The organism is Janthinobacterium sp. NKUCC08_JDC, assembly GCF_019345575.1.
GTDB lineage: Bacteria > Pseudomonadota > Gammaproteobacteria > Burkholderiales > Burkholderiaceae_D > Janthinobacterium > Janthinobacterium aestuarii.
Genome location: NZ_JAHKQW010000014.1, coordinates 96,115 through 122,512 on the forward strand (window position 1 = coordinate 96,115; position 26,398 = coordinate 122,512).

Annotated in this window: 23 protein-coding genes; 13 read left to right on the forward strand and 10 right to left on the reverse strand. The window is 62.1% G+C overall.

The window, feature by feature from the left end; translation table 11 throughout:
- Window positions 1-211: 211 nt before the first annotated feature.
- Window positions 212-1,993, reverse strand: a complete 1,782-nt coding sequence (locus tag KO538_RS24510; RefSeq protein ID WP_219329933.1) for a methyl-accepting chemotaxis protein — start codon at window positions 1,991-1,993, stop codon at window positions 212-214.
- A gap of 340 nt (window positions 1,994-2,333) precedes the next feature.
- Here KO538_RS24510 and KO538_RS24515 point away from each other — a divergent pair, with 340 nt between their 5' ends.
- From KO538_RS24515 to KO538_RS24545, 7 genes are all read left to right on the forward strand, one after another.
- Window positions 2,334-3,266 (forward strand): 5'-nucleotidase, encoded by a 933-nt coding sequence (locus KO538_RS24515; protein ID WP_219329934.1) that lies wholly within the window; start codon window positions 2,334-2,336, stop codon window positions 3,264-3,266.
- A 221-nt stretch (window positions 3,267-3,487) separates the two neighbouring features.
- Complete coding sequence (gene mfd, locus KO538_RS24520) at window positions 3,488-6,931, forward strand: transcription-repair coupling factor (RefSeq protein WP_219329935.1); 3,444 nt, start codon at window positions 3,488-3,490, stop codon at window positions 6,929-6,931.
- Between the two features lie 55 nt (window positions 6,932-6,986).
- The gene (serB, locus tag KO538_RS24525; protein WP_072454104.1) at window positions 6,987-7,829 is read left to right on the forward strand and encodes a phosphoserine phosphatase SerB; all 843 of its coding nucleotides are present in this window, start codon (window positions 6,987-6,989) and stop codon (window positions 7,827-7,829) included.
- A gap of 109 nt (window positions 7,830-7,938) precedes the next feature.
- The gene (locus KO538_RS24530) at window positions 7,939-8,667 is read left to right on the forward strand and encodes a nucleotidyltransferase domain-containing protein (RefSeq protein WP_219329936.1); all 729 of its coding nucleotides are present in this window, start codon (window positions 7,939-7,941) and stop codon (window positions 8,665-8,667) included.
- Window positions 8,664-9,584 carry a TIGR04222 domain-containing membrane protein gene (locus KO538_RS24535; protein ID WP_219329937.1) on the forward strand — a complete coding sequence of 307 codons (921 nt, stop codon included), beginning with the start codon at window positions 8,664-8,666 and terminating at the stop codon, window positions 9,582-9,584. Before KO538_RS24530 ends, KO538_RS24535 begins: the two co-directional genes overlap by 4 nt.
- Window positions 9,574-10,428 carry a DUF692 family multinuclear iron-containing protein gene (locus KO538_RS24540; RefSeq protein ID WP_219329938.1) on the forward strand — a complete coding sequence of 285 codons (855 nt, stop codon included), beginning with the start codon at window positions 9,574-9,576 and terminating at the stop codon, window positions 10,426-10,428. Before KO538_RS24535 ends, KO538_RS24540 begins: the two co-directional genes overlap by 11 nt.
- Window positions 10,425-10,682, forward strand: coding sequence for a hypothetical protein (locus tag KO538_RS24545; RefSeq protein WP_152546516.1), 258 nt, complete (start codon window positions 10,425-10,427; stop codon window positions 10,680-10,682). Before KO538_RS24540 ends, KO538_RS24545 begins: the two co-directional genes overlap by 4 nt.
- A 7-nt stretch (window positions 10,683-10,689) precedes the next feature.
- Here KO538_RS24545 and KO538_RS24550 read toward each other — a convergent pair whose 3' ends face one another.
- The gene (locus tag KO538_RS24550) at window positions 10,690-12,570 is read right to left on the reverse strand and encodes a serine hydrolase (RefSeq protein ID WP_219329939.1); all 1,881 of its coding nucleotides are present in this window, start codon (window positions 12,568-12,570) and stop codon (window positions 10,690-10,692) included.
- Window positions 12,571-12,656: 86 nt separating this feature from the next.
- Here KO538_RS24550 and KO538_RS24555 point away from each other — a divergent pair, with 86 nt between their 5' ends.
- Window positions 12,657-13,019, forward strand: coding sequence for a membrane protein (locus tag KO538_RS24555; protein ID WP_034755352.1), 363 nt, complete (start codon window positions 12,657-12,659; stop codon window positions 13,017-13,019).
- A 36-nt stretch (window positions 13,020-13,055) separates the two neighbouring features.
- Here KO538_RS24555 and KO538_RS24560 read toward each other — a convergent pair whose 3' ends face one another.
- The 4 genes from KO538_RS24560 to phaC form a co-directional block, all read right to left on the reverse strand.
- Window positions 13,056-14,222 (reverse strand): cystathionine beta-lyase, encoded by a 1,167-nt coding sequence (locus KO538_RS24560; protein WP_219329940.1) that lies wholly within the window; start codon window positions 14,220-14,222, stop codon window positions 13,056-13,058.
- Between the two features lie 96 nt (window positions 14,223-14,318).
- Window positions 14,319-15,674 carry a 30S ribosomal protein S12 methylthiotransferase RimO gene (rimO, locus tag KO538_RS24565; protein ID WP_128143344.1) on the reverse strand — a complete coding sequence of 452 codons (1,356 nt, stop codon included), beginning with the start codon at window positions 15,672-15,674 and terminating at the stop codon, window positions 14,319-14,321.
- Window positions 15,675-15,868: 194 nt separating this feature from the next.
- Window positions 15,869-16,432 carry a polyhydroxyalkanoate synthesis repressor PhaR gene (gene phaR, locus KO538_RS24570; protein WP_010399000.1) on the reverse strand — a complete coding sequence of 188 codons (564 nt, stop codon included), beginning with the start codon at window positions 16,430-16,432 and terminating at the stop codon, window positions 15,869-15,871.
- Window positions 16,433-16,656: 224 nt separating this feature from the next.
- Complete coding sequence (gene phaC / locus KO538_RS24575) at window positions 16,657-18,372, reverse strand: class I poly(R)-hydroxyalkanoic acid synthase (RefSeq protein WP_081368118.1); 1,716 nt, start codon at window positions 18,370-18,372, stop codon at window positions 16,657-16,659.
- Between the two features lie 105 nt (window positions 18,373-18,477).
- Between phaC and KO538_RS24580 the strand changes: the two genes are divergently transcribed.
- Window positions 18,478-18,711, forward strand: coding sequence for a hypothetical protein (locus KO538_RS24580; RefSeq protein WP_235194296.1), 234 nt, complete (start codon window positions 18,478-18,480; stop codon window positions 18,709-18,711).
- 16 nt (window positions 18,712-18,727) lie between these two features.
- Here KO538_RS24580 and pgeF read toward each other — a convergent pair whose 3' ends face one another.
- Window positions 18,728-19,513 carry a peptidoglycan editing factor PgeF gene (gene pgeF / locus KO538_RS24585; protein ID WP_219329941.1) on the reverse strand — a complete coding sequence of 262 codons (786 nt, stop codon included), beginning with the start codon at window positions 19,511-19,513 and terminating at the stop codon, window positions 18,728-18,730.
- Window positions 19,513-20,538 (reverse strand): RluA family pseudouridine synthase, encoded by a 1,026-nt coding sequence (locus tag KO538_RS24590; protein WP_034755341.1) that lies wholly within the window; start codon window positions 20,536-20,538, stop codon window positions 19,513-19,515. The genes pgeF and KO538_RS24590 overlap by 1 nt, the downstream gene beginning before the upstream one ends.
- Before the next feature lie 89 nt (window positions 20,539-20,627).
- Here KO538_RS24590 and KO538_RS24595 point away from each other — a divergent pair, with 89 nt between their 5' ends.
- A complete protein-coding gene (locus KO538_RS24595; protein ID WP_034755339.1) occupies window positions 20,628-21,431 on the forward strand; it encodes an outer membrane protein assembly factor BamD in 804 nt (267 codons plus the stop codon).
- A gap of 37 nt (window positions 21,432-21,468) precedes the next feature.
- Here KO538_RS24595 and yaaA read toward each other — a convergent pair whose 3' ends face one another.
- On the reverse strand, window positions 21,469-22,239 hold the full coding sequence (yaaA, locus tag KO538_RS24600) for a peroxide stress protein YaaA (RefSeq protein WP_219329943.1): 771 nt from the start codon (window positions 22,237-22,239) through the stop codon (window positions 21,469-21,471).
- 30 nt (window positions 22,240-22,269) lie between these two features.
- On the opposite strand from yaaA, the gene KO538_RS24605 reads away from it, so the two are divergent.
- From KO538_RS24605 to KO538_RS24615, 3 genes are all read left to right on the forward strand, one after another.
- Entirely contained in the window at window positions 22,270-22,704 is a 435-nt protein-coding gene (locus tag KO538_RS24605; RefSeq protein WP_219329944.1) for a putative toxin-antitoxin system toxin component, PIN family, read from the forward strand.
- Between the two features lie 83 nt (window positions 22,705-22,787).
- On the forward strand, window positions 22,788-23,966 hold the full coding sequence (locus tag KO538_RS24610; protein ID WP_219329946.1) for a pyridoxal phosphate-dependent aminotransferase: 1,179 nt from the start codon (window positions 22,788-22,790) through the stop codon (window positions 23,964-23,966).
- 48 nt (window positions 23,967-24,014) lie between these two features.
- Entirely contained in the window at window positions 24,015-25,118 is a 1,104-nt protein-coding gene (locus KO538_RS24615) for an HD-GYP domain-containing protein (RefSeq protein WP_034755334.1), read from the forward strand.
- Window positions 25,119-25,207: 89 nt separating this feature from the next.
- Here the strand turns inward: KO538_RS24615 and KO538_RS24620 are convergent, their stop codons facing one another.
- Window positions 25,208-26,305 (reverse strand): serine hydrolase, encoded by a 1,098-nt coding sequence (locus KO538_RS24620; RefSeq protein WP_219329948.1) that lies wholly within the window; start codon window positions 26,303-26,305, stop codon window positions 25,208-25,210.
- Window positions 26,306-26,398 lie beyond the last annotated feature (93 nt).

Here is a 26,398-nt window from a genome sequence, read left to right on the forward strand (position 1 = left end):
GCGGTACGGCTGGCAGTGTGAGTTATCTCACAAGCAATGTCGCGTTAAGTTTTGCAAAGATTTGCTTAGATGGCAAAACAGCTATTTTAATAACGCTGTTTTTTTAGTAAGTAGTAACCGCAGTTCGAACCGGAGTGCGCCCCTGCGCACGCATGTGAAAACGGCCGCGCAAGGCGGCCGTCCGGTAGCGCATGCGGGCGCCGTCAATCGATCAAAACACTTCCCACTCGTCGTCGCGCGGCGCGCTCTGGCGCTGGGATGGCACGGCGTGCAGGGCCGGGCGGCCCGAATTGGGGTGTGATACGGGGCGCGAAGCTTGTCCCGGTACCGGACGCTTCAGCGCAGCGCTGGCCGCCACGGTGCGCGGCGCGGCCGGCTTTGCGTTTGCGTGCGCGGCAGGCGCCAGCGCGCCATCGAGCTTGAAGACGCTGACCACCTGGGCCAGCTGGCCCGATTGCTCCTGCAGCGATTCGGCCGCGGCGGCCGCCTCTTCCACCAGGGCCGCGTTTTGCTGCGTCACCTGGTCCATCTGGCCGATGGCCTGGTTGATCTGGTCGATGCCCGAGCTTTGCTCCTGCGTGGCCAGGCTGATTTCCGCCATGATGTCCGTCACGCGCTGCACGCTGGCAACGATTTCAGCCATCGTGCTGCCCGCCTCGGCCACCAGCTTGCTGCCCGTGTCGACGGCCACGACGGAGTCGCCGATCAGCGTCTTGATTTCCTTGGCGGCGGCTGCGGAACGCTGCGCCAGATTACGCACCTCGGTGGCCACGACGGCGAAACCGCGTCCCTGCTCGCCCGCGCGCGCCGCTTCCACGGCGGCGTTGAGCGCCAGGATATTCGTCTGGAAGGCGATGCCGTCGATGACGGAAATGATGTCGACGATCTTGCGCGACGAGTCGTTGATGGCGTCCATGGTCTCGACCACCTTGCCCACCACGGCGCCGCCCTTGACCGCCACGCCCGAGGCGCTCAGCGCCAGCTGGTTGGCCTGCTGGGCGTTGTCGGCGTTCTGCCGCACGGTCGACGTCAGCTCTTCCATCGACGACGCCGTCTCTTCCAGCGAACTGGCTTGCTCTTCCGTGCGCGAGGACAGGTCCAGGTTGCCGCTGGCAATTTCCGACGAGGCCGTGGCGATGGTCTCCGTGCCGCTGCGCACCTGGCCGACGATGCTGACCAGGCTGGAATTCATGTCTTTCAGCGCCCGCAGCAGCTGGCCCGTTTCTTCCGTCGTGTGCACCTCGATCTGGCTCGTCAGGTCGCCCGAAGCCACCGTCTGCGCCACTTTCACGGCCGCATTGATCGGCTGGGTGATGGCGCGCGTGATGTAGGCGGCGCAGCCGATGCCCAGCGCGGAGGCCAGCAAGCCGAGGATGACCATCAGGCTTTCCGAGCGGATCACGGCCGCGCTGCCATCCTTGACGCTGGCATCGGCCACGCCGTTATTGAGCTTGATGATCTCGTTGAGCGTGCCTTCGGCCTTGCCGAACAGCGCACGCGAATCCTGGTACTGCTTGTAGAATGCCGCGAACAACTCTTTCTGCCGCGGCTCGTCGCGGTTGTCGGCCAGCTGGCGCAGGATGGCGCGCACCTTGTCGTCATCGCCCTTCCAGGCCGCCCACTCGCCCTGGAAGCGCTGCCACAGCACGGCTTCCTCGGGGGTTTGCGGCAGCGGCTCGTACAGCTTGCGGCCCGCCTCGATATTCGTCCATGCCTTGGTGCGCAGCTGCAGCGCTTCCGCGAACTTGTCCTGTGCCTGGTAATTGTTTTCATACATGGCGGCCGTCAGGGTGGCGGCGGCGACGGCCGTCTGGCCTTCGCTCATCATCATCAGGCCCTGGATCGACGGCAGGCGCACCACGCCGATTTCATTGACGGCGCGCCCGACGGTGGCGATGCCCGAATAGCCGCTGACGCCCACCACCAGCAAGGCCGCCATCATCACGGCGACAAGCGTCGCCAGCTTCCATTTGATCAGTAAATTCTTAAACATGGCTAGGTCCTTTATAAAGTCACGAAGACTGCTGGCGAAGTTGGGGCTGGCATGTTCGAGTAAAACAGCTGACACTTGTATAAAGGTGGCGGGGATAGGGCGTACGCTTCGTTACAATTGGCGAGATTTCATAAGTGGAAGCATAGTGGAAAACAAGCGTGCTGGCTGTCAAATACTTGATACAAGACAAGATTTATTTCTTTACTGTGGCGCGTATTGCACATCGGTCAAAAAAAATGACAGGGCGCCCCGCTTTGGTGCAAAAAATCCCCGTGCCTCACTATTGGCTACGCAGTTGATAGTCGTATAAGATGAGCAACAAGCAAACAACAGGCAGACCATGGCTTATCCTATCGAACACAAACTGGTGATCGGGGTCGCTTCCAGCGCCCTGTTCGACCTGGCCGAATCGCACCAGGTCTACCTCGACAACGGCCCAGAGGAGTACCGCAAGTACCAGGAAACGCATATCGACACGGTCCTGCCGCGCGGCGTGGCCTTCCCCTTCATCCGCCGTTTCCTGAACATCAACAAGCACTATCCGCGCCAGTCGCCCGTGGAAGTGGTGCTGTTTTCGCGCAATTCGCCGGAAACCGGCTTGCGCGTCATGCACTCGATCGCCCACTACGGCCTGGACATTTCACGCGCCGCCTTCATGACGGGCAAGTCGCCCTACCCCTACCTGCCCGCCTTCAACGCCTCGCTGTTCCTCAGCGCGAATGAAGGCGACGTGCGCAGCGCCCTGGCCTGCGACTACCCGGCCGGCCTGGTGCTGCCATCGCGCACGGAAGACGACGAGGACGACGAGGAATTGCGCGTGGCCTTCGATTTCGACGGCGTGATCGCCGACGACGAAGCGGAAACCGTCTTCAAGCGCAACAACGACGTCGAAGAATTCCACGCCCATGAAACCCTGAACGTGGGCACGCCGCACCGCCCCGGACCGCTGGCTGGCCTGTTCCAGAAGCTGGCCACGATGCAGCGCCTGGAAGAAAGGGCGCAGCGGCGCGACCCCGGCTATAAAAAGATCCTGCGCATCGCCATCATCACGGCGCGCAACGCGCCTTCGCACGAGAGAGTCGTAACGACCCTGAAAAGCTGGGGCGTGGCGGCCGACGAGACGTTTTTCCTGGGCGGCATGGACAAGTCGCGCGTGCTGGCCGTGTTCAAGCCGCATATCTTCTTCGACGACCAGTTGAGCCACCTCAAATCGGCGGGCGGCACGATACCGATGGTGCATGTTCCCTTCGGCGTTGCAAATATGCGCACATGATAAAACCTGCTGCGCGTCGTGCTTTACGGCCTGCGATGCTCACTGTGCTCAAGCACAGTTGCGCTTCTCGACCGCAAATCACTTCCGCTCGCGACGGTTTTCTCAAGCGCGGAGATATAGGCGATGGTCTATAATCCTGCCTGTCAGCGCCGTCACTGGCGGCGCGGCGCGCACCACAGCTGTCCCATTCAACTGCCTCTGCCACTAGTGTCATCGCCTGCATGTCCTTAGACTTAACAAAAGCCCTCCCCAAGCCCGGCAACCGCTATGCGTTGCCTGCCCTGTATGGTTCATCCGACGCCTATGCCCTGGCGCTGGCCGCTTTGGCCTTGAAAGCGCGGGGCCAGATGCTGGCCGTGGTGGTGGCGCAGGCCAGCGACGGCCAGCGCCTGCTTGATGAAATCCCGTGGTTTGGCGGCAAGGAACTGCGCTGCCACTTGCTGCCGGACTGGGAAACCCTGCCCTACGACGCGTTTTCGCCGCACCAGGACCTGGTCTCCGAGCGCCTGGCCACCTTGCACGAAATCCAGACGCGCCAGTGCGACGTGCTGATCGTGCCGGCCACCACGGCGCTCGTGCGCCTGGCGCCGCCATCGTTCCTGGCCGCCTACACCTTCTTCTTCAAGAAGGGCGAAAAGCTCGATGAAGCGCGATTGAAGTCGCAGCTGACCCTGGCCGGCTACAGCCATGTATCACAAGTGATGTCACCGGGCGAATACTCGGTGCGCGGCGGCCTGCTCGACCTGTTCCCCATGGGGTCCGCCCTGCCCTACCGCCTGGACCTGTTCGGCGACACCATCGAGACCATCCGCACGTTCGATGCCGACACCCAGCGCTCGCTGTATCCCGTGCATGAAGTACGGCTGCTGCCGGGCCGCGAATTCCCCATGGACGAAGCGGCGCGCACCACCTTCCGCAACCGCTGGCGCGAACAGTTCGAAGGCGATCCATCGCGCTCGGTCGTCTACAAGGACATCAGCAGCGGCATCGCCTCGGCCGGCATCGAATACTACCTGCCCCTGTTCTTCGAACAGACGGCCACCCTGTTCGACTACCTGCCGCCCGACGCCTCGCTGGCCCTGGTGGGCGAGATTGACGCTGCCATCGGGCGCTTCTGGACCGATACCCAGTCGCGCTACCGCTTCCTGAAGGCGGACCGCGAACGGCCTATCCTGCCGCCCGAATCGCTGTTCCTGTCCGACGAGCAGTTCTTCGGCCTGGCCAAGCCGTATGCGCGCCTGGCGATCGCCAAGTCGAACGATGCGCTGGCGTCCGAACTGTCGGCGCCCGTGCCGAACATCGCCGTCAACCGCCGCGCCGACGATCCGCTGGCCAACCTGCGCAGCTATTTGCTGCAATCGGGGCGCCGCGTGATGATCTGCGCCGAATCGAACGGCCGCCGCGAAACCTTGCAGCAGTACTTCACCGAATACGATCTGCACCTGACGCCTGTGGAAGGCAGCGATGGCTTTTTGCAGTCCGACGCCAAGCTGATGCTGGGCGTGGCGCCGCTGCATGCGGGCTTCGAGCTGTTCACGCCGGACGGAAATTTATCCTTCATCACGGAGACGGAGCTGTACGCCGGTTCCGGCCGCCGGGTCGGCACCAAGAAACAGGAAGGCGTGACGCAAGTCGAGTCGATGGTGCGCGACCTGTCGGAGCTGAAAATCGGCGACCCCGTCGTACACATCAACCACGGCATCGGGCGCTACATGGGCCTGACCAGCATGGACCTGGGCGAAGGCGAGACGGAGTTCCTGCACCTGGAATACGCGAAGGACACCAAGCTGTACGTGCCAGTATCGCAGTTGCATGTGATCTCGCGCTATTCGGGCGCGTCGCCGGAAGACGCGCCGCTGCACTCGCTCGGCTCGGGCCAGTGGGAAAAGGCGAAGAAGCGCGCGGCCGAACAGGTGCGCGACACGGCCGCCGAGCTGCTCAACCTGTATGCGCGCCGCGCGCTGCGCCAGGGCCACTCGTTCGAATTCTCGTCGCACGACTACCAGCGCTTCGCCGACAGCTTCGGCTTCGATGAAACGCCGGACCAGGCCGAGGCCATCCACAACGTCATCAAGGACATGACTTCCGGTAAACCGATGGACCGCCTCGTCTGTGGCGACGTCGGCTTCGGCAAGACGGAAGTGGCGCTGCGCGCCGCGTTTATCGCCGTCATGGGCGGCAAGCAGGTGGCCATCCTGGCGCCCACCACCCTGCTGGCCGAGCAGCATGCGCAAACCTTCGCCGACCGCTTCGCCGACTGGCCCGTGCGCATCGCGGAATTGTCGCGCTTCCGCAGCGGCAAGGAGATCACGCAGGCGTTCAAGGGCATGGCCGACGGCACCATCGACATCGTCATCGGCACCCATAAACTGCTCTCCGACGACGTGAAATTCACGCGCCTGGGTCTCGTCATCATCGACGAGGAACACAGGTTCGGCGTGCGCCAGAAGGAAGCGCTGAAAGCCTTGCGTGCGGAAGTGGACGTGCTGACCCTGACGGCCACGCCGATCCCCCGCACCCTGGGCATGGCCCTGGAAGGCTTGCGCGACTTTTCCATCATCGCCACGGCGCCGCAAAAGCGCCTGGCCATCAAGACGTTCGTGCGCAGCGAAGGCGAAGCCATCATCCGCGAAGCGTGCCTGCGCGAACTCAAACGCGGTGGCCAGATCTACTTCCTGCACAACGAAGTGGAAACCATCCAGAACCGCCTGGCCATGCTGACGGAACTGCTGCCCGAGGCGCGCATCGCCGTGGCGCATGGCCAGATGCACGAGCGCGACCTGGAAAAAGTCATGCGCGACTTCGTCGCCCAGCGTTTCAACATCCTGCTGTGCACGACGATCATCGAGACCGGTATCGACGTGCCGACGGCGAACACCATCATCATGCACCGTGCCGACAAGTTCGGCCTGGCGCAGCTGCACCAGCTGCGCGGCCGTGTGGGACGCTCGCATCACCAGGCCTACGCCTACCTGCTCGTGCACGACGTGCAAGGCCTCACGAAACTGGCGCAGCGCCGCCTGGACGCCATCCAGCAGATGGAAGAACTGGGCAGCGGCTTTTACCTGGCCATGCACGACCTGGAAATCCGCGGCGCCGGCGAAGTGCTGGGCGAGAGCCAGTCGGGCGAGATGACGGAAATCGGCTTCCAGCTGTATTCGGACATGCTCAACGAAGCCGTGCGCTCGCTGAAAGCGGGCAAGGAGCCGGACCTGGCCGCGCCGCTGGCGTCGACCACGGAGATCAACCTGCACGTGCCGGCCCTGCTGCCGGCGGACTTCTGCGGCGATGTGCACGAGCGCCTGTCGATCTACAAGCGCCTGGCCAACTGCGCCACGCAAGAGAAGATCGACGATATCCAGGAGGAGCTGATCGACCGCTTCGGCAAGCTGCCCGACGCCGTCAAGGCCCTGGTCGAGACGCACCGCTTGCGTATCGCGGCGAAAACCGTGGGCATCGTCAAGATCGACGTGCATGGCGAGGCGGCCACCCTGCAATTCATGGCCAAGCCACCGATCGACCCGATGCGCATCATCGACCTGATCCAGAAAAACCGCCATATCAAGCTGCATGGCCAGGACAAGCTGAAAATCACGGCCGCCATGCCGGACCTGGCCGCGCGCGTGACGCAGATCAAGACCACCATCAAGCAATTGACGGTGTAGACCATTTCGATAATTAATGCAGGACTGCCCCATGACCAATACCAAGACCATCACCATGAATCTGATCCTGCAGGGCCTGGACGGCGATAGCGCCCGCCTCGAACGCATCGCCGCGCTGGCCGCGCCCACGTCCGTCACGCGCCTCGGTCCGAACGCCGTGCGCTGCGAACAGATCGCCTATTCGCCCGCGCTGCGCCCCACGATCGAAGTGGCGGCGCAGGCGGCGCAGCTGGACGCCACCTACATGATGGGACAGCGCGAACTCAGCGAATTCAAGCTCGTGGCGATGGACATGGATTCGACCCTGATCACCATCGAGTGCATCGATGAAATCGCCGACATGCAGGGCCTGAAACCGCAAGTGGCGGCCATCACGGAAGCGGCCATGCGCGGGGAACTCGATTTTGCGGCCAGCCTGAAACAGCGCGTGGCCCTGCTCGAAGGCCTCGATGCGTCGGCCCTGCAGCGCGTCTACGACGAACGCCTGAAGCTGTCGCCGGGCGCGGAAGCCATGCTGGCGGCCGTGCAAAAGGCCGGCCTGAAAACCCTGCTGGTGTCGGGCGGCTTTACCTTCTTCACCGAACGCCTGAAGGAACGCCTGGGCCTCGACTACACGCACGCGAACGCACTGGAAATCATCGACGGCAAGCTGACGGGCAAAGTCCTGGGCGGCATCGTCGACGCCGAGGAAAAACAGCGCACGGTGGAGCGCGTGTGCGCGGAACTGGGCATTACGCCATCGCAGGCCATCGTCATGGGCGACGGCGCCAACGACTTGAAAATGATGGGCATCGCCGGCCTGTCCGTCGCTTTCCGCGCCAAGCCCGTGGTGCGCTCACAGGCCGACGTGGCGCTGAACTTCGTGGGGCTCGATGGCTTGCTCAACGTCTTGAGCTGAGCCGGCGCCAGCTTAGCGCTATCTGGCGGGCGGTGCGCGCACGGCGGCATAAGTTTGCTATATTGCAAACTTGTGATCATCCCGCCAGCCCATCGTGAAAGAACACCGCATGCCGCCACCGCTGCCAGAAGAAATACAACGCCACCTCGATATATTCGTCGTCGCCGCGCAAACGGTCTTCGGGGCCGACCTGGCCGCCGCCGTGCTGTTTGGCTCGGCCGCCGATGGCCAGCTGCGCGCCACCTCCGACGTCAACCTGCTGTTGCTGCTCAAGCGCTTTACGCCACAGGCGGCCGATGCGCTGCGCGCGCCCTTGCGCCTGGCACACGCCGCCATCGATTTGCAGGTGATGTTCCTGCTCGAAAGCGAATTGCCGCAGGCCGCCGACGCCTTTGCCGTCAAATTCGCCGACATCATCGCGCGCCACCAGGTGCTGCATGGCGCAGACCCTTTCGCCAGCCTGCACACGAACCGCGACGCCGTGCTGCGCCGGCTGCGGCAAGTGCTGCTGAACCAGCAGGTGCGCATGCGCGAACGGTATATGCTATTGAGCCTGAATGAAGAACAGCTGGCCGGCGCCATCGCCGACGCGGCCGGCCCGCTGCGTTCGGCGGCGGCCTCGCTGGCGCAGCTCGAGGGCAAACCTGCGCAATCCGGCAAGCAGGCGCTCGAAGCGTTTGTCGACCAGTTGGGCGACCCGGCCCTGCACTCTGCCTTGCAAGCCATGTCGGCCGCGCGCGAAACGGCGCGCCTGGCGCCGGGGCAGGCCCTCCCAGCCTTCACAAGCCTGATGGCGATTACCGAACGCCTGCGCGAACACGCGGAGCAGATGCGGTGAACGGCTTCAATCCCTTTGACTGGAGCGGGCCATCGTTCCTGCTGGCCTACCTGATCTTCGGCACGCTCGTGTACTACCTGGCGCGCGAGCTGCTGATCCGCCAGGAGCTGCGCAATCCGCACGCCCAGCTGTCGCTGGCCGATGATCCCTACCGCATCGCGTTCCTGCGCGGTGGCGCCCTCGAAGCCGTGAAGATCGCCGCCATCGTGCTGGTCGACCGGGGCTTGCTGCGCGCCGACGGCCCGCTGCTGGAAACGGCCAGCGCCGACAGCCTGCGCTTTGCCAGCCACGATATCGAACGCGACGTGCTGCGGCTGTACCTGGGGCGCCAGGGCCACAGCAAGGAACTGGCCGTGCAGGCCGAGATGCTGCCATCGTGCCGCGCCTACCAGGAGGCGTTGACGCGGCAGGAATTGCTGGTCGGCCCGCCGCTGCTGCGCCGGCGCGAACGCATCACCTGGGCCGCGCACTGGCTACTGCTGACGGTGGCCGGCGTCAAAGCCGTCATCGCCATCAGCCGCCAGCACTACAATCTGCTGTTCCTGGCGGCCCTGCTGGCGATTTTTCTCCTCATGCTGCGCGGCTTGCGCACCCAGGCGACCAGCTGGAGCGCGCAGCGGCTGCTGACCGACCTGCGCATGCTGTTTGGCCGGCTGAACATGCGCTCAGCGCGCCTGCAGGCGGGCAGCAGCAGCGCCGACATGGCGCTGCTGGCCGCCATCTTCGGTATCGGCGCCCTGCCCTTGTCCGTGTACGCGTATGTCGCCGAGCTGTATCCGGTGCCGCGGCAAAATGGCGGTGGCGACTCCTCGTCCAGCAGCACGGGCGACTCGGGCGACTCGTCATCGGGCGGCGGCGGTGACGGCGGCGGCAGCGGCTGTGGCGGTTGCGGCGGTGGCGGCGGCTGTGGCAGTTAGCAAGGACGCCACGCGCGACCGCGTCGGCCTGGGCTGGCGCGGCGAACTGGCTGCCGGCATCCTGTCCAATCTGGCGCGAATCGATGTGCTGGAAGTGATCGCCGACGATTATTACGGCGCCTCGCGCAACGGCATTTCGGCCTTGCGCAGCCTGGCGCGCCAGGTGCCGGTCAGCCTGCATGGCGTGGGCATGGGGCTGGCGTCGACGATTCCCGCCGACCCGCGCCGCCTGCATGCGATGGCGCGCCTGATACAAGCGGTGCAGGCGGAATCGTGGTCCGAGCACCTGAGTTTCGTGCGCGCCGGCGGCATCGAGATCGGCCACCTGGCGGCACCGCCGCGCACGCCGCACAGCGCCGCCGGCGCCATCGCCAATATCGCGCTGGCCACGCGCATCGTCGGCAGCGCGCCGCTGATGGAAAACATCGCCACCCTGGTCCAGCCGCCTGCCAGCACCATGGACGAAGCCGAGTGGGTGGCGCAGATTATCCACGGCGCGCAAGTGCCGCTGCTGCTCGACCTGCACAACCTGTATGCGAATGCCGTCAATGCTGGCGAGTCGCCGCAGGAACTGCTGCTGCGCCTGCCGCTGGACAGGGTCGGCGCCGTGCACCTGAGCGGCGGCCACTGGATCGCTGCGCCGGGCGGTGGCCAGCGCTTGCTGGACGACCACCTGCACGACGTGCCGCCCGAAGTCTTTGCTTTATTGACCGTGCTGGCGCGCCATGCGCCGCAACCGTTGACGGTGACAGTCGAACGCGACGGCAATTACCCGTCGTTCGAGCATGTGCTGGGCCAGCTGGAATCGGCGCGCGCGGCCTTGCGCGCGGGACGAAACGCATGAGTTCCCCCGCACTGGAAACCTTGCTGGCAAGGCTGTACACGGACGACGCCCTGCGTGCCGCCTTCCTGCTTGAGCCACTTGCGCAAGCCTTGCAGCATGGCTTGTCGCCGCAGGAAGCGGAGGCGATAGCCGCAATGGACCGCATCGGCCTGCAGATGGCGGCGGCCAGCTACCGCGCCAAGCGCGCCGGGCGCGCTGGCCAGACGAAACCAGCGCAACGCTGGTGGCGCCGGCTGCTGCAAATGTGGCGCTAAGCGCCCGCTACAGCTGCCACATACGCAGCGGCAGCAAGCCCCACCAAGCCAGCACCAGCAGCAGTTGCAAGGCCGCCAGCAAGGCCACCCAATCCCATTTCGCCAGCGAGCCCGCCTCGGCCGCCGTGCCGCGGCTGCGCCAGCAGCGGGCCAAACCGAACGCCGTCGCCAGCGGCAGCGCGCCCGTCGCCAATGCCAGCAGCACGCTGGCGATGGTGACGTCGCCCAGTCGCAGGTAGGACTGGAAATAGAAAAACGGCAGCGGCAAGAGCAGCGCCAGCATGGCCAGCAAAGGCGCGAACAGATGGTCACTCCGTTCCAGGCTGCGCCGCGCGGCCCGCCACACGCCCACCAGCAGCACGTACAGCAAGCCGGCCGCCCCGAGGGCCAGGCTGCCCCACAGCACCAGCATGCGCAGCATCGACGCGCGCTCATAGCTGCGCAAGCCATCGCTGAGCACATGCTTGCCATCCTCCTGCATCAGCACGTGCGATGGCGTGCTGCGGTCGCTGGCGCGGAACAGCAAGCCGCCCACCGGTTCCAGCTCCTTCGGCTCGCCCTGGAACGGGATCAGGAACAGCGACTCGCCATCCCATTTCACCCGCGTAAAGCCGAAGACGGCGTCGACCCAGGCCATGCTGGCCATGGGGCTGGGCGACGGCACGTAGACGCCCTGCCAGTTTTCCACCGTGGGCGCGGGCGTGCCGCGTGGGGCCGGCGCGCGCAGCGGCAGTTCCAGGTCGCGCAGCAGCAGGCGGTTGAAGCGTTCATAGTCGGCCTGCTCCGCATCCGTATTGAAGGCCACGAAGAAGGCGCTGTCCTGCTCCGGGTAGATGCACAGCATGGCGCGAAAACCGACAGTCGTGCCGGGATGGCAGGCACCCACCACGTTATGGCGGTCGCGCACGGCCAGCGCCAGGCCGTGGCCCGTTGCCAGGCCCGCCAGCGCCGCATCCGTGCCGGCCGGTTCGGACAAGGCACCCATCAGCGCCAGGTCGATGAACTGCGTGCCCTGCAGCTTGCCATCGCCCATCAGGAATTGCGCCAGCCTGGCCATGTCGGCCGCCGTGGTGGTAAATTGCGCGGCCGGACGCAAATACTGGGGCACGGCCGGCTGCGCCACGCCATGCTCGAAGTGGCCCATGGCCAGGCGCGGGTCCGCATGCGATCCCGCCTGGGTACTCATTTGCGTAACATAGGCAAACGTGCTGTCCGCCATGCCCAGCGGTTGCAGCAGCTGCGCGTCGAGATAGCGTTCATAGGGCTGGCCCGTCACCTTCTCGATCACCATGCCCAGCAAGCCATAGCCCATGTTCGAGTACGCATAGCGGCTGCCGGGCCGCGCGCGCACGCGTAGCAGATTGCGTCCACCGTCAAAGCCCTCGGCCAGCGGCGTCTCCGGCGCCGGGTTCAGGCTGAACGCCTGCCAGAAGCGCACGTTATCGAGGCCCGACGTATGCGCGAGCAGGTGGCGGATGCGCACGGGGTCGCTGCCCTGCCACGGGTTTTTCAGCGCCAGTTCCGGCAGCACCTGCTGCAATGGCGTGTCGAGCGTGAGCTTGTCTTCGCTGACCAGGCGCAAGACGCCCAGCGCCAGCGCCACCTTGCCCACGGAGCCCACCTGCATACGCGTGTCGGTCTGCATCGGTATGTTCTTGGCGGCATCGCGCAAGCCGGATGCGCCGACTTTGACTGTTCCGTCAGGCAAGACTTCACTCCAGACGGCGCCCGCCAGGCCCTCGTCCTTCAAGCCGGCGGCAAACTCCGCCTCCAGGGTGGGGCCGGCCGCATGAGCCACGGTGGCACAGCACAGCAGCAAGGCTGGCACGGCGCGCTGCAGCCATGACCTGGCGCGCGCGGCCACGGTAAGATATCGATCTCGTTTCAACAATGTATTCTGCCTTTTTCCATGGACTGCGCTCCTGCGCCGCTTTGCTTGTTACAATTAAAAATTGAGCAACGACGGGAGCTTTCATGTCACAAGATATTATTTTGGATACCCAACTCCAGCAGACCAAAAACCTGGCCTGGTGGTTGTACCTGATACATGGCGCCAGCTTCGTGTTTTCGCTGGGCGCGTTTTCCTTCATTCCGCTCATCATCAATTATGTGAAGCGGGACGAGGCGGCCGGGACCTTCGTGTACAGCCATCACAGCTGGATGATCCGTTCCTTCTGGTGGTATGTGGCCTGGGTCGTCGTCGGCGCCATCCTGTGGGTCACGCTGATCGGCATTCCGCTGGCCATCATCGTGTGGGGCGTGGCCTGGCTGTGGAAAGCGTACCGCCTGCTGCGCGGCTTCCTCGACCTGAACAACAACAAGCCCGTGCCCATGTAACAGGTGCTTCGCGGCAAGCCAACGGCTTGCCGCCGCCTACATCGCCGCGAACGCCCGTTCGATATCGGCGATCAAGTCCTGCGGATCTTCCAGCCCCACGTTCAGGCGCACGAGCTGGCCCGGCAACTGCCAGCCCTTGCGCATGGCGGCAATGCGGTACGGCATCACCAGGCTGTTCGCGCCACCCCAGCTGTAGCCAATCTTGAACAACTGCAAGGCATCGACGAAACGGTCCGTCTGCGCCTCTGTGTAGCGGGCATCGAACAGCACGGAAAACAGGCCGCCCGCGCCCGTGAAATCACGCTGCCAGATGGCGTGGCCCGGGCAATCGGCGAACGCCGGATGCAGCACCGTGGCGATCTCGCCGCGCCCCTTGAGCCAGGCGGCCACAGTGCGCGCGCCGACGTCGTGCGCGTCGAAGCGCAGCTTCATGGTGGGCAAGCCGCGCAGCACCAGATAGGCATCGTCCGCCCCCACGCCCATGCCCAGACGCATGTGCGCCTGCGCCAGGCGGTCGTGCAGCGTCCGCTCGCGCGTAATGAGCGCACCCATCAGTACGTCAGAGCCGCCCGACTGGTATTTCGTCAGCGCCTGCATGATGATATCCACGCCCAGGTCGAAACCGCGCAGGGCCAGGCCCGCCGACCAGGTGTTGTCCAGGGCCACCAGCACGCCGCGCGCATGAGCGGCCGCGCAGATGGCGGGCAAGTCCGGCACTTCCATCGTCACGGAACCTGGCGCTTCGGTCCAGATCAGTTTGGTGTTTGGCTGGATCAGGGCGGCGATGCCGGCGCCGATGAGCGGATCGTAATAGCGGGCCGTGATGCCGAAGTCCTGCGCCAGCCAGCGTCCCAGTTCGCGGTTCGGGTTGTATATATTTTCCGGCAATAAAACGTCATCACCCGTTTTCAACAAGGCAAAATCCGCCATGGCGATGGCCGCCAGGCCCGACGGCGCCAGCAGGCAGTATTGTCCCCCTTCGATTTCGGCCAGCCGCGCTTCCAGGGTGAACGTGGTGGGCGTGCCGTGCAAGCCGTAGGTGTAGGCGTTCTTGTCTTTCCAGTCGCCCGAGCGCATGGCCGCGACGTCCTTGAACAGCACGGTGGACGCATGGTGGATGGCGTTCGGAAACGCGGCAAAGCCTTGCGGCGCCTGGTAATCGCTGTGGATCAGCGCGGTTTGCGGAGATTTGGTCTGGGTCATGGCGTCGGGAAATAAAAAAAGGCGGATCAGCCTGTGCTGGTCCGCCTTGATTGTAAGGGCTTTATGCCCTGCACGCCGTACGACTGTTACACCTGCTTACTCGGCAGCGCCCCACAGGTCATGCGCGTCCGCTGAGGTGATCGTCACGTCAACAAATTGCCCGACCGCCAGCTTGCGGTGCGGCTCGAATGGCGGCTTCACATACACGACGCCATCGATTTCCGGCGCATCGGCGGACGAGCGGCCCACGCCGCCGGAGCGGGTGACTTCATCGATCAGCACGCGCACGGTCTTTCCGACCTTGGCCTGCAGGCGTTTCTTGGAGATTTCTTCCTGCAGCAGCATGACGCGGCCGCGGCGCTCTTCGCGCAGCTCTTCCGGCACGGGGTTGGCGATGGCGTTGGCCGTCGCGCCTTCGACAGGCGAATAGGCGAAGCAGCCGAGGCGGTCGATCTGCGCTTCCTTGAGGAAGTCCAGCAGGTATTCGAATTCCGCTTCCGTTTCGCCCGGGAAACCGGCGATGAAGGTCGAGCGTATCGTCAGGTCCGGATTGATGGCGCGCCAGGCCTGGATGCGGTCGAGGTTTTTCTCGCCGCTGGCCGGACGCTTCATGCGTTTCAGCACGTCAGGGTGCGCATGCTGCATCGGAATGTCGAGGTATGGCAGGATGTGGCCGCCGCTCATCATCGGGATGATCTGGTCCACGTGCGGGTACGGATAGACGTAATGCAAACGCACCCAGGCGCCGTAGGACTTGGCCAATTCGCCCAGCGCTTCCGTCAGCTGCGTCATGTGGGTTTTCACGGGACGGCCATTCCAGAAGCCTGAGCGGAATTTCACGTCCACGCCATACGCCGACGTATCTTGCGAAATGACCAGCAATTCCTTGACGCCGGACTTGAACAGGTTTTCCGCTTCGATCATCAGTTCGCCGATCGGACGCGAAACGAGGTCGCCGCGCATGGACGGGATGATGCAGAAGCTGCAGCGGTGGTTGCAGCCTTCGGAAATTTTCAGGTAGGCATAGTGCTTCGGCGTCAGCTTGACGCCTTGCGGCGGCACCAGGTCGAGGAATGGCGCATGCGGCTTCGGCAGGTGCAAGTGGACGGAATCCATCACTTCGGCCAAAGCGTGCGGGCCCGTGACGGACAGCACTTTCGGGTGCACCTTCATGATGATGTCGTCGCCGGCAGCATCTTTCTTGGCGCCCAGACAGCCGGTGACGATCACTTTACCGTTTTCAGCCAGCGCTTCGCCGATGGCGTCGAGCGACTCTTGTACGGCGGCATCGATAAAACCGCAGGTATTGACGATCACCAGATCGGCGCCAGCGTAGGATTTCGCCGTTTCGTAGCCTTCGGCGCGCAGTTGGGTCAGGATTTGTTCGGAGTCGACCAGCGCTTTCGGGCAGCCGAGCGAGACAAAGCCCACTTTCGGCGCCGCACCTGGCATGGCCAGCATAGCCTCGGGCTGGGCGGAAGGAACGGGAATACGGTGAATTTCAGACATAGTTGGCAGCTAGTAAAATGGTGAGGCGAATCGGCTATTGTACCCCGAGCCGCCCCTTGCTGGCAGAACTATGCTGTTTTGATGACGCCGATACAACTCACGGGCGATCAAATCGCCCGGTGAGCGTGTGGCATAGACTATTTCTTGTCCGTTGGCGGGACAGGCGGAACAAACGGGAACGTGCCGAACAGATTCTTGCTCTGGCTCTGCATCTGCTCCTGCATCTGCACGAACAGGCTCTTGCTCTGGTCGATGTAGTTGTTCATCATGCCTTGCATCATCGGGCCCTGGACATTCATGAACTGGGTCCACATTTCAGGGCTGAATGGCTTGCCTTCGAAGCTGCCGGCCGAGGTGCCCGTGAATTTGTGCTGGATATCGGTGAACGCTTGCACGTTCTTTTCCAGGTAGGATCCCATCATGCCCTGCATGGCGTGGCCATAGTAGCGGATGATCTGCGACAACACGCTGCTCGAGAACATCGGTGCACCGTTCGCTTCCTCTTCCAGAATGATTTGCAGCAAGATGCTGCGCGTCAAATCTTCATTGGATTTGGCATCGACGACGGTAAACACCTCATTGTCCAACACCAGCTGCTTGACGTCCGTCAAGGTGATGTAGGAACTGGTTTGCGTGTCATACAGACGGCGGTTGGGATATTTTTTAATCAGGCGGTCTATACTTTTTTTTGCACTACTCATCACAAGTTCCACTTATTGCGCCGCAGCGCATACTGAGTTGATTCGAAAAAAAAGCGAACCAGGGTCCGCTTTCGCACCTGCCTACTTTTTGCATTATAGAGTGGAAAACAACTCCATTGCACATCAGGGTAGTAGATTCCCGCATTTATTGCAACGCAACTAAAAGTAGATTCCTGACAAGACCGGAGATTACGCCGGTCTTGTCAGCAAAAACGCTTTGTGAATTAATCCGCTCTGACTTTAACATACCGGCCCGGCGCCGCCTCGATAGCCGCGTGGCGCTTGTTGCCTGGCTTGCCTGGTGCCTTCACCTGGGCGCCGCCGTGTTCGGCCAGGAAAGCCGCCCATTCGGGCCACCAGCTGCCCACGTGCTCGGTCGCACCTTCCATCCATTGCTCGGCGGTCAAGGGCTTGGCTTTCGCCGTACGTGGCTTGTCATTGCTCCAGTAGCTGCGCTTTTTCTTCGAGGCAGGATTGATCACGCCGGCGATATGGCCCGAAGCGCCGAGGATAAAGCGGTTGGCTTTCGGTTTTTTCGGATTCAGCAAGGCCGTGCTGGCGTAGGCCGCGCCCCAGGGCACGATATGGTCTTCGCGCGAACCGTAGATGAAAGCGGGCGCGTCGATGCTGCTCAGGTCGACCTTTTCCCCGGCCACCGTCAGCTTGCCCGGCACTTTCAGGCTGTTTTCCAGGTAAGTGTTGCGCAGATACCAGCAGAACATGGGGCCTGGCAAGCCCGTGCCGTCGCCATTCCAGTACAGCAGGTCGAACGCGGGCGGCTCCTTGCCCTTCAGGTAATTCGACTGCACGTAGTTCCACACGAGATCGTTCGGCCGCAGGCTTGAGAAAGTGCTGCCCAGGTCGCGGCCCGTCATCAGGCCCCCCTTGGCCAGAGACTGCTCGCGCAGCGCCACTTGTGGCTCGTCGATAAAGACGTCGAGCGCGCCCGTATCGCAGAAATCGAGGAAAGTGGTCAGCAGGGTCAGGCTGGCGGCCGGATTCTCGCCGCGCGCCTTGAGCACGGCCAGCGCCGTCGAGACGATGGTGCCGCCCACGCAAAAGCCGAACATATTGAGCTTGTCCTGGCCGGAGATTTCCTGCGTCACCTTGATCGCCTCGATCACGCCTTGCTCGACGTAATCGTCCCACGTCAGGTGCTGCATGCTCATGTCGGGATTGCGCCAGGACATGAGGAACACGGTATTGCCCTGCTCCACCGCGTAGCGCACGAGCGAGTTTTCTGGCTGCAAGTCAAGGATATAGAATTTATTGATGCACGGCGGCACCATCAACAGCGGCCGCTGGTGTACCGTGGCCGTCGTCGGCGTGTACTGGATCAGCTGGAACAAGGCGTTTTCAAATACCACCGTGCCTGGCGTGGTGGCCACGTTGCGGCCCACTTCGAAGGCCGATTCGTCGGACTGCGAAATGCGGCCCTTCTGCATATCGGCCAGCATATTGCTCAAGCCCTTGGTCAGGCTTTCGCCCTTGGTCTCGATCAGGGTTTGCTGGGCATCGGGATTGGTGGCAAGAAAGTTGGCCGGCGACATGGCATCGACGATTTGCTGCACGGCAAACGCAATCTTTTGCTTCTGGTGCGGCGTCGCCTCCACGGCATCGGCCATGGCGCTGAGAAACTCCGCATTGAGCAGGTAGGCGGCCGCATTGAAGGCCGACAAAGGGCTGGCGTGCCAGGCGGGCGCGGCGAAGCGGCGGTCTTTCAGTTCCGGCGCCTTGCCTGCCATAAAGTCGGCCCACAAGCCCGTCAGCTTGGCTACGTAGGCGTTTTTCAGTTGCTCGATCGCTTCCGGCTTGATGCTGGCGCCCGCATCCTGCAAAATGCCGGCAATCGGATTGCCCTGGGGCTGCGGTACCATGTTGAACCACGTCTTCCACTGCTCAGGATTGCTGATCTGCGCCATCCATTCTTTGGTCATCATTTGAGGATCGGGCATATTCATAGGTATATGTAAGTCCATTCAAGAATTAATAAATAATTACTTCCGGGCCACCTGCATGCAAACTTTTACTGACTGGCAATACCAATGATGCTCATGACCGCTGTTGCCTGGATCTATGTCGTTGGCCTCATGGCGCTGACGGAACCGTCCATCGTCGCCGGGGTGATGACCTTCGTGCTGTACTGCGTCATCCCGCTGTCCATCCTATTCTATCTGACGGGCTCGCGGCGACGCAAACGCAAGGCCGTGCGCATCGCGGAACAGAAGGCGCACGCCCAAGCCTCAGCAGACGATAAAACAAAAACGGCAGACACATAAGTGTCTGCCGTGCAGATTATTTGCGCCAGATCAAGCTGGCCTGTCTTCCCGTGACGCCATCGCGCCGGTACGAGTAAAACTGCGCCGCATCGCTGACGGTGCAATATTCCCCGCCTGCCACTTGCGCCACGCCATCGCGCAGCAGCATGGTGCGCGCCAGTGCATAGATGTCGGCCAGGTATTTGCCCGGCTTGCCAGCGATGGCGACGAAGGCGGCGCTCAGTACTTGCCGTTCAACATCATCACGCGCGCCATCGCGGAACGCTTGCAGCACGTCCTGACCCACTTCGAATTGCTGCGGACCAATGGCCGGCCCCAGCCAGGCGAGGATGTCCGTCGCGCCCTGCGCCCGCATGGCTGCAACCGTGCGCTGCAAGACGCCGTTGGCCAGGCCGCGCCAGCCCGCGTGGGCCGCGCCAACGACGAGGCCATCGGTCGAACAGAACAGTACCGGCAGGCAATCGGCCGTCATTACCACGCACACGGCGCCAGGCAAGGCGGCGATACTGGCGTCGGCGTCCGGCACGTGGCCGTCCAGCTTGCCAGCATCGGCCACAACCACGCCATGCACCTGCGACAGCCAGGCCGGCTCGGCAGGCAAGATGGCCGCCAGCCGCGCACGGTTGGCGGCCACGTGCGCAGGGTCGTCGCCCACGTGCGTGCCCAGGTTCAAGCCGCCGCCGCCCTGCCCGTCACCGTACGGCCCTTCACTGACGCCGCCCGCGCGCACGGTCGCCAGCGCGCCCACGTTCGCGGGCAAGCCGGGCCAATCGGGTATAAGGCAAGGCAACGGCGACGTCATCAAACCTGTTCCGGCTCGGGAATACCGGCGGTAGCGATCAGCTCGGCGAAATCATCGGCCAGCGGCACGATCCACTCGCACGCTTCCAGGGTACCTGGATGCACGAGGCCCAGGCGGCGCGCCTGCAATGCCTGGCGCGAGAAGACGGACACCAGGTGCTGCTTGCCGTACACGTAATCGCCGACCAGCGCGAATCCCAGATGCTGCATGTGCACGCGGATCTGGTGCGTGCGGCCTGTTTCCAGGCGGCATTGCATCAGGCTCACGGGACGGCGGTCGAGTTCGCCGCTGCCGATCAATTCATAGTGCGTGATGGCGGGCTTGGCGGTAAAGTTTTCCGAGACGGCCATCTTGACCCGGTCGCGCGGGTGGCGCGCGATCGATGCATCGATGGTGCCCGCCATTTTCGGCGTGCCCCACACGAGCGCGAAATATTCGCGCTTGACGGTGCGCGCCTGCAACTGGCGCACGAGATCCGTTTGCGAAGCGAGGGTCTTGCCGACGACCATCAGGCCGCTCGTATCCTTGTCCAGCCGGTGCACGATGCCGGCGCGCGGCACGCCAGCCAGCTGCGGACAGTGGTGCAGCAAGCCGTTGAGCAAGGTGCCCGACCAGTTGCCGGGGCCCGGATGCACGACCAGTCCGGCCGGTTTGTTGATGACGATGATATGCTCATCTTCGTGCACGATGTTCAATTCCATCGCTTCCGGCTTAAAAGCCTCGTCTTCCGGCGCGCTTTGCGGCAGAATGACGATCTTTTCGTCGCCATAGGCGGTCATGTTGCGTTTGGCAACTTTTCCATCGACGGTCACGAAACCGGCTTCCAGCCACAATTGCAAGCGACTGCGCGAATATTGCGGCACCAGCTTGGAGATGACTTTATCGAGGCGGTGGCCGCAGGCGTCCGGCGTCAGTTCCAATGTAATCGGGGCCATTTCCTCGAAGACGTCGTCGGCGGCAAAATCGCCGTCAAACGCCTCTTCGGCAGCATGGTCAGAAAGGGAGTCAAACGCGGGGTCAGCCAAATTAGGCTTCGGAGTTAATATCACAGCATTCCCATCGGCTATAATCAGCCTATTGTAAAATCTTGGTTAAAACCTTCTTGCAAAACGTCATGCAAAAAAAATTATCGTTGGTAGTCGCTTCAGTCGTTCTGCTCGGCATGTCCGCTTGCAGCTTGTTGCCTGAAAAAGTGGATGAGACCAAAAACTGGTCCGTTACGAAATTATACTCGGAGGCGCGTGAAGAAATGGCCGGGCAGCACTATGAAGCTGCAATCGGCCTGTTCCAGAAGCTGGAGGCTAACTATCCTTTCGGCAACTATGCTCTGCAAGCGCAGATGGAGATCGCTTACGCGTATTATAAGTCGGGAGACCAGGCACAGGCACTGGCTGCCGTCGAACGCTTCATCAAGTTGCATCCGAACCACGCCAATGTGGACTATATGTACTACTTGCGGGGCCTGATCAGCTTTAACGACCAGATCAGCTTCCTGAACTTCCTGTACGAGCAAGACCCGACCGAGCGCGATCCGAAAGCCACGCGCGAAGCGTTTGCCGCCTTCAAGCAACTGGTCGACAAGTTCCCGAATAGTAAATATGCGCCCGATTCGCTGGCCCGCATGAACTATTTGATCGATGCCATGGCGAAATACGAAGTGCACGTGGCGCGCTATTACTACCGCCGCGGCGCCTACTTGGCCGCCGCCAACCGCGCGCAAACGACGGTCAGCGACTTCCGTGCCTCGCCGGCCATCGAAGAAGCGCTGTTCATCATGTACCGCTCGTATGACAAGCTGGGCTTGACTGACCTGCGCGACGATGCCTTGCGCGTGCTGACCAAGAACTACCCGAACACGGCATTCCTCAGCCCGGAAGGGGTGAACAAGGAACGCAAGTGGTGGAAGTTCTGGCAGTAAGCTGCAATAAAAAACCGGGCTAGCCCGGTTTTTTTACTTATTCACCGACCTTGCGCCGGAACACCCAGCTCGTATCGTTTGACGCTTCCGGCACATACGCGTAACCATCAACGTCGAACTGCTTCAGCTGCTCGGGATCGCGGATCTGGTTGACGGCCGCATAGCGGGCCAGCATGCCGCGCGCGCGCTTGGCGTAGAACGAGATGATTTTATATTTGCCATTCTTCCAGTCCTCAAACACGGGCGCGATGACGGGCACGTCCAGCTGGCGCGGCTTGACGGACTTGAAATATTCTTCGGAAGCAAGATTGACCAGCACCTTGGCGCCCTGCTCTTTTGCCGTACGGTTCAGGCCGTTGGTGATAGTGTCGCCCCAGAACGCATACAAATCCTTGCCGCGCGTGGTCGACAGCCGCGTGCCCATTTCCAGGCGATGCGGGTGGATCAGGTCCAGCGGGCGCAGCAGGCCGTACAGGCCAGACAGGATGCGCACGCGCGACTGGGCATAGTCGAGCTGGGCCGGCTGCAGGCTGCGCGCCTCGAAACCGGCATACACGTCGCCATTGAAGGCCATGATGGCCTGGCGCGCGTCATCAAGCTGGGGTGTCCAGGACGCGTAGCGGGCCACGTTCAGAGCCGACAAGGCGTCGGAAATGCCCATCAGGCTGCCCACTTCGCTAGGGGAAAACTGGCGCATGCGGGCGATGAGCTGGGCGGAATGGTCGAGAAAATCGGGAGTGCTGTGCAACGAGGTTGTTGGCGGCGTCTCCAGGTCGAGACTCTTGGCGGGCGAAAGCACGATCAACATAAATTATCACTACAGAATAGAATTGCCGACATGATACCTGCTCCACAAAAACTCGTCCTCGACACCAACGTTTGCCTCGACCTGTTCGTCTTCAACGACCCGCGCTGGGCGGGCCTGCTGGCGGCCATGGAAAACGGCGCCGTGCATGCCATTACGCGCGAAGATTGCCGCGCGGAATATCTGGTCGTGCTGCACTACAAGCATCTGCCCCTCGATGAAGCGAGCCGCGCCGTTGCCGCCGCTCGCTTCGACGCCCACATCACGGTCGTGGCGCCGCCTGTCTCAGGCGTACGCCTGCCCGTCTGCACGGACAAGGATGACCAGAAATTCCTCGAACTGGCGCGCGACGCCAACGCCGACATCCTCATCACCAAGGACAAGGCGCTGCTGAAACTGGCCCGCAAGACGGCCAAAGCCGGCATGTTCAAGATCATGGTGCCGGAAGGCTGGGCATTGCCAGGCTGAGCCTTTAAAGCCCCGCACGCAACGGGGCGCGCTGCGCTAGAATGGGACACGATTCCACTTTCCGCACCGCGCCCCTACCGTTCATGAACAGCCCGTCCCTGCCCTACACGACTCCCGCCCTGACCACCCGCTTGCCTGCTGTCGGCACCACCGTGTTTACCCGCATGTCCAGCCTGGCGGCCCAGCATGGCGCCGTCAACCTGGGCCAGGGTTTTCCCGACTTCGATTGCGCGCCTGAACTGGTCGACCGCGTCAGCAACGCCATGCGCGCAGGCCACAACCAGTATCCGATGATGACGGGCGCCGCGCCCTTGCGCGAGGCCATCGCCGCCAAGGTCGCCAGCCTGTACGGCCACAGCTATGATGCCGGCACGGAAATCACCGTCACGGCCGGCGCCACGCAGGCGCTCACCACGGCCATCCTCTGCTGCGTGCACCCGGGCGACGAAGTCATCGTCATCGAACCGGCCTACGACAGCTATCTGCCCGCCATCGCGCTGGCCGGCGGCGTGCCCGTGCTCGTCTCCATGGAGGTGGGTGAACACGGCTACAGCGTGCCGTGGGACAAGCTGGCCGCTGCCGTCAGCAGCAAGACGCGTTTGATCATCATCAACACGCCGCACAACCCGACGGGCACGATCTTGCGCCCCGCCGATGTGGCCGCACTGGCCGACATCGTGCGCGGCACGCAAATCTTGATACTGTCCGACGAAGTCTACGAGCACATGGTGTATGACGGTGTGCCGCACGCCTCATTGAGCCGCAACCCGGAACTGGCGGCGCGCAGCTTCATCGTGTCCAGCTTCGGCAAGACGTATCACGTGACGGGCTGGAAGGTCGGCTATGTAGCCGCCCCGGCCGCACTGACGGCGGAGTTTCGCAAGGTGCACCAGTACAACGTATTTACCGTCAACACGCCGATGCAGCACGGCCTGGCCGGCTACATGGCCGCCCCGCAGCCCTACCTGGACTTGCCCGCGTTCTACCAGCGCAAGCGCGATTTGTTCCGCGACGGCCTGGCGGGCAGCCGCTTTACCCTGCTGCCGGCCGACGGCACGTATTTCCAGTGCGTGCGCTACGATGCCATTTCGCAAGAGAGCGAAGCGCAGTTCGCCGAATGGCTGACGACGCAAATCAAGGTGGCCGCCATTCCCGTGTCCGCGTTTTATGCGCAGGGCATGGAGTCGGGCATCGTGCGCTTCTGCTTTGCCAAGAAAGACGAAACCTTGCGCCTTGCGCTCGAGCGCCTGCGCAGCATATAACCGAGCACTGAACATGGCTTCGCTGCGGCGGGGCAAAGGATGACAAGCATGGTACAGCGTCGCATCGGCCCGGCCGACCTGGTTCCCGGCGAACCCCTGCCCTGGGATCTGTTTCTGGCCGACCACAGCGCCGGCCCGCAATTGCGCAAGGGACAGATCATCACGGATGGCGCGCAGCTGGGGCGGCTAATGCAGCTGGGCCTGTACGTGGGCGCGCCGGACCAGCCATCCGTCTTGCGCTTGCTCAACGAAGCGGCGCAGCGCCTGGAGCGCTTGCTGCTGGCCTTGCGCAGCGAAAACAATGCCGAGCGCGACGTACGCGACATCGCGCGCGAACTGCTGCGCGCACTCGAGCACGATGCCGACATCGCCCTGGCCAGCATCCTGCTCAACCAGATCGCCGGCAGCTACGCCGTGCGCCACTGCATCGAAACGGCGCTGCTGGCCATGCTGGTAGGACGCAGCATGCACAAGTCCCACGACGAATTGCTGTTGATCGGCGCGGCCGCGCTGACGATGAACGTGGGCATGCTGCGCCACCACGACAGCTTCCAGGACCGGCGTGGCCCGCTGAATGACGAGGAAATGCGCATCGTGCGCCAGCATCCGCAGGAAAGCACGGAATTGTTGCGCTGCGCCGGTGTCGACGACGAGGAATGGCTGAGCTGTGTACTGCTGCACCATGAAAACGACGACGGCAGCGGCTACCCGCAGGGGCGCACGGCCGATGAAATCCTGCAAAATGCCAAGCTGATCGGCCTGGCCGACCGCTATTGCGCCCGCGTCTCGGCGCGCAACTACCGGCGCTCCATCGTGCCCGACCAGGCGCTGCAGCACATCTTCCTCGACCAGGGCGTACCTATCGATCCGCTGCTGGGAGAACAGTTCGTCAATCTGCTGGGCAAATATCCGCCTGGCACTCTGGTGCGCCTGCGCAGCGGCGAATTGGGCGTCGTCACGCAACGGGGCGCCGGCCAGGTCCACCCGCTCAGCGACCCGCTGGGCGCGCCGCTGGCCGCCGCCCAGCTATCGCAGATGACGCCGCGCGACACGGGCGACAGCCAGTTCGCCATCGTTTCCTCGCTGCATGAAGATGATGCGGGCGTGCGCTTCAGCATGCGGCATGTGTGGGGGGATGAAGCGCGGTTGTAGCGCTTATTGGCATGGGTCGCAATACGCGAATGCCTTGATGACAAGTTTCGCAGGCAGCCTGCAAAATTGATGATTCGAAGTGATCTTTACTATCTCAAAAGATTGCTATTCATCACTATTTCTCTTATTTTTATTTCAAAATAGTAATGAAGGGCGCTGTCTTCGCTGAACTGATTTTCCAGGACAACAACGTCGACATCTTTTTCAGGGAAATACATTTTGATTGATGCAAAGCCCAAGCCTTTTCCGGAGTGGCCGATGTATTTAATCGGCGTCTTGTCACTGACATAGACACCATAACCATAGCCATTTTTTTCAGCACCGAAAGCGACGTGCTGACTGGATATGTCATAATTTGTCATCAGCTTGTAGGTTTCCGGCTTTAAGATTTTCCCCTTATGAAGTTTTTCATCCCATGCATTCAAATCCCTTGCATTTGAAACAATGCCTCCAGCGGGAATAAAATCAACCCAGCCTTGCCCCTGAACAGGATGCATTTTCAATGCGAATACATTTTTCGAATTGACATAGCCATTGATAACGTTATTATTCTTGCCTTCCTCATAGCAAAAACTATTGTCCATTGCCAGCTCTTTGAACAAGTCATTTGCCGCTTCGATATACTTTTTCCCGCTTACTTTTTCAAAAATATGTCCCAGCATGGCGTACGTTGTCACGCCGTATAAAAAATCCGTTCCGGGCTGGAAGCTCAGTGGCTGGTCAATCTCAGTGATTCCTGCCGAAAAGTTGAGCAGCTGATGCACGGTCACTTTGTCGGCCCACGCCTGCGGCAAATCAGGCAAGTATTTTCTAACGGGACTATGCAAGTCGATCCTGCCTTTTTCAACTTCCCGCAAAATCAACGCTGCCGTGATCTGCTTGCTATTCGACATGATTCTGAAGTTGTCGTCCAGTTTCAACGGCACCTTATTTTCAAAATCCGCATAGCCATAGGCTTTTGAGTATATTGTTTTCCCATGTTGCGTGATGAGAATGACCCCATTGAAACTTCTTGGACTTATTTCCTTGATCAAGCTGTCAATTTCAGCAGCGTAGTCACCCGACTTGTCCGCAGGTGAATTACTTTCAGCATGGGCATTGGCGAATACAGCGCCTGTCAATAGAAATGAAATCGCCAATATTTTCAGTGGCGAAGTCGCTTTTTTATCAGCATCAGAAGTTTTCATGGTGATATTGTCGTTTGGTTTACAACCTTCAACTGGGAAAATTATACCCCCGCCCACTGCGTGGCTGCGAATTCAAACGGCCAGCAACAGAAC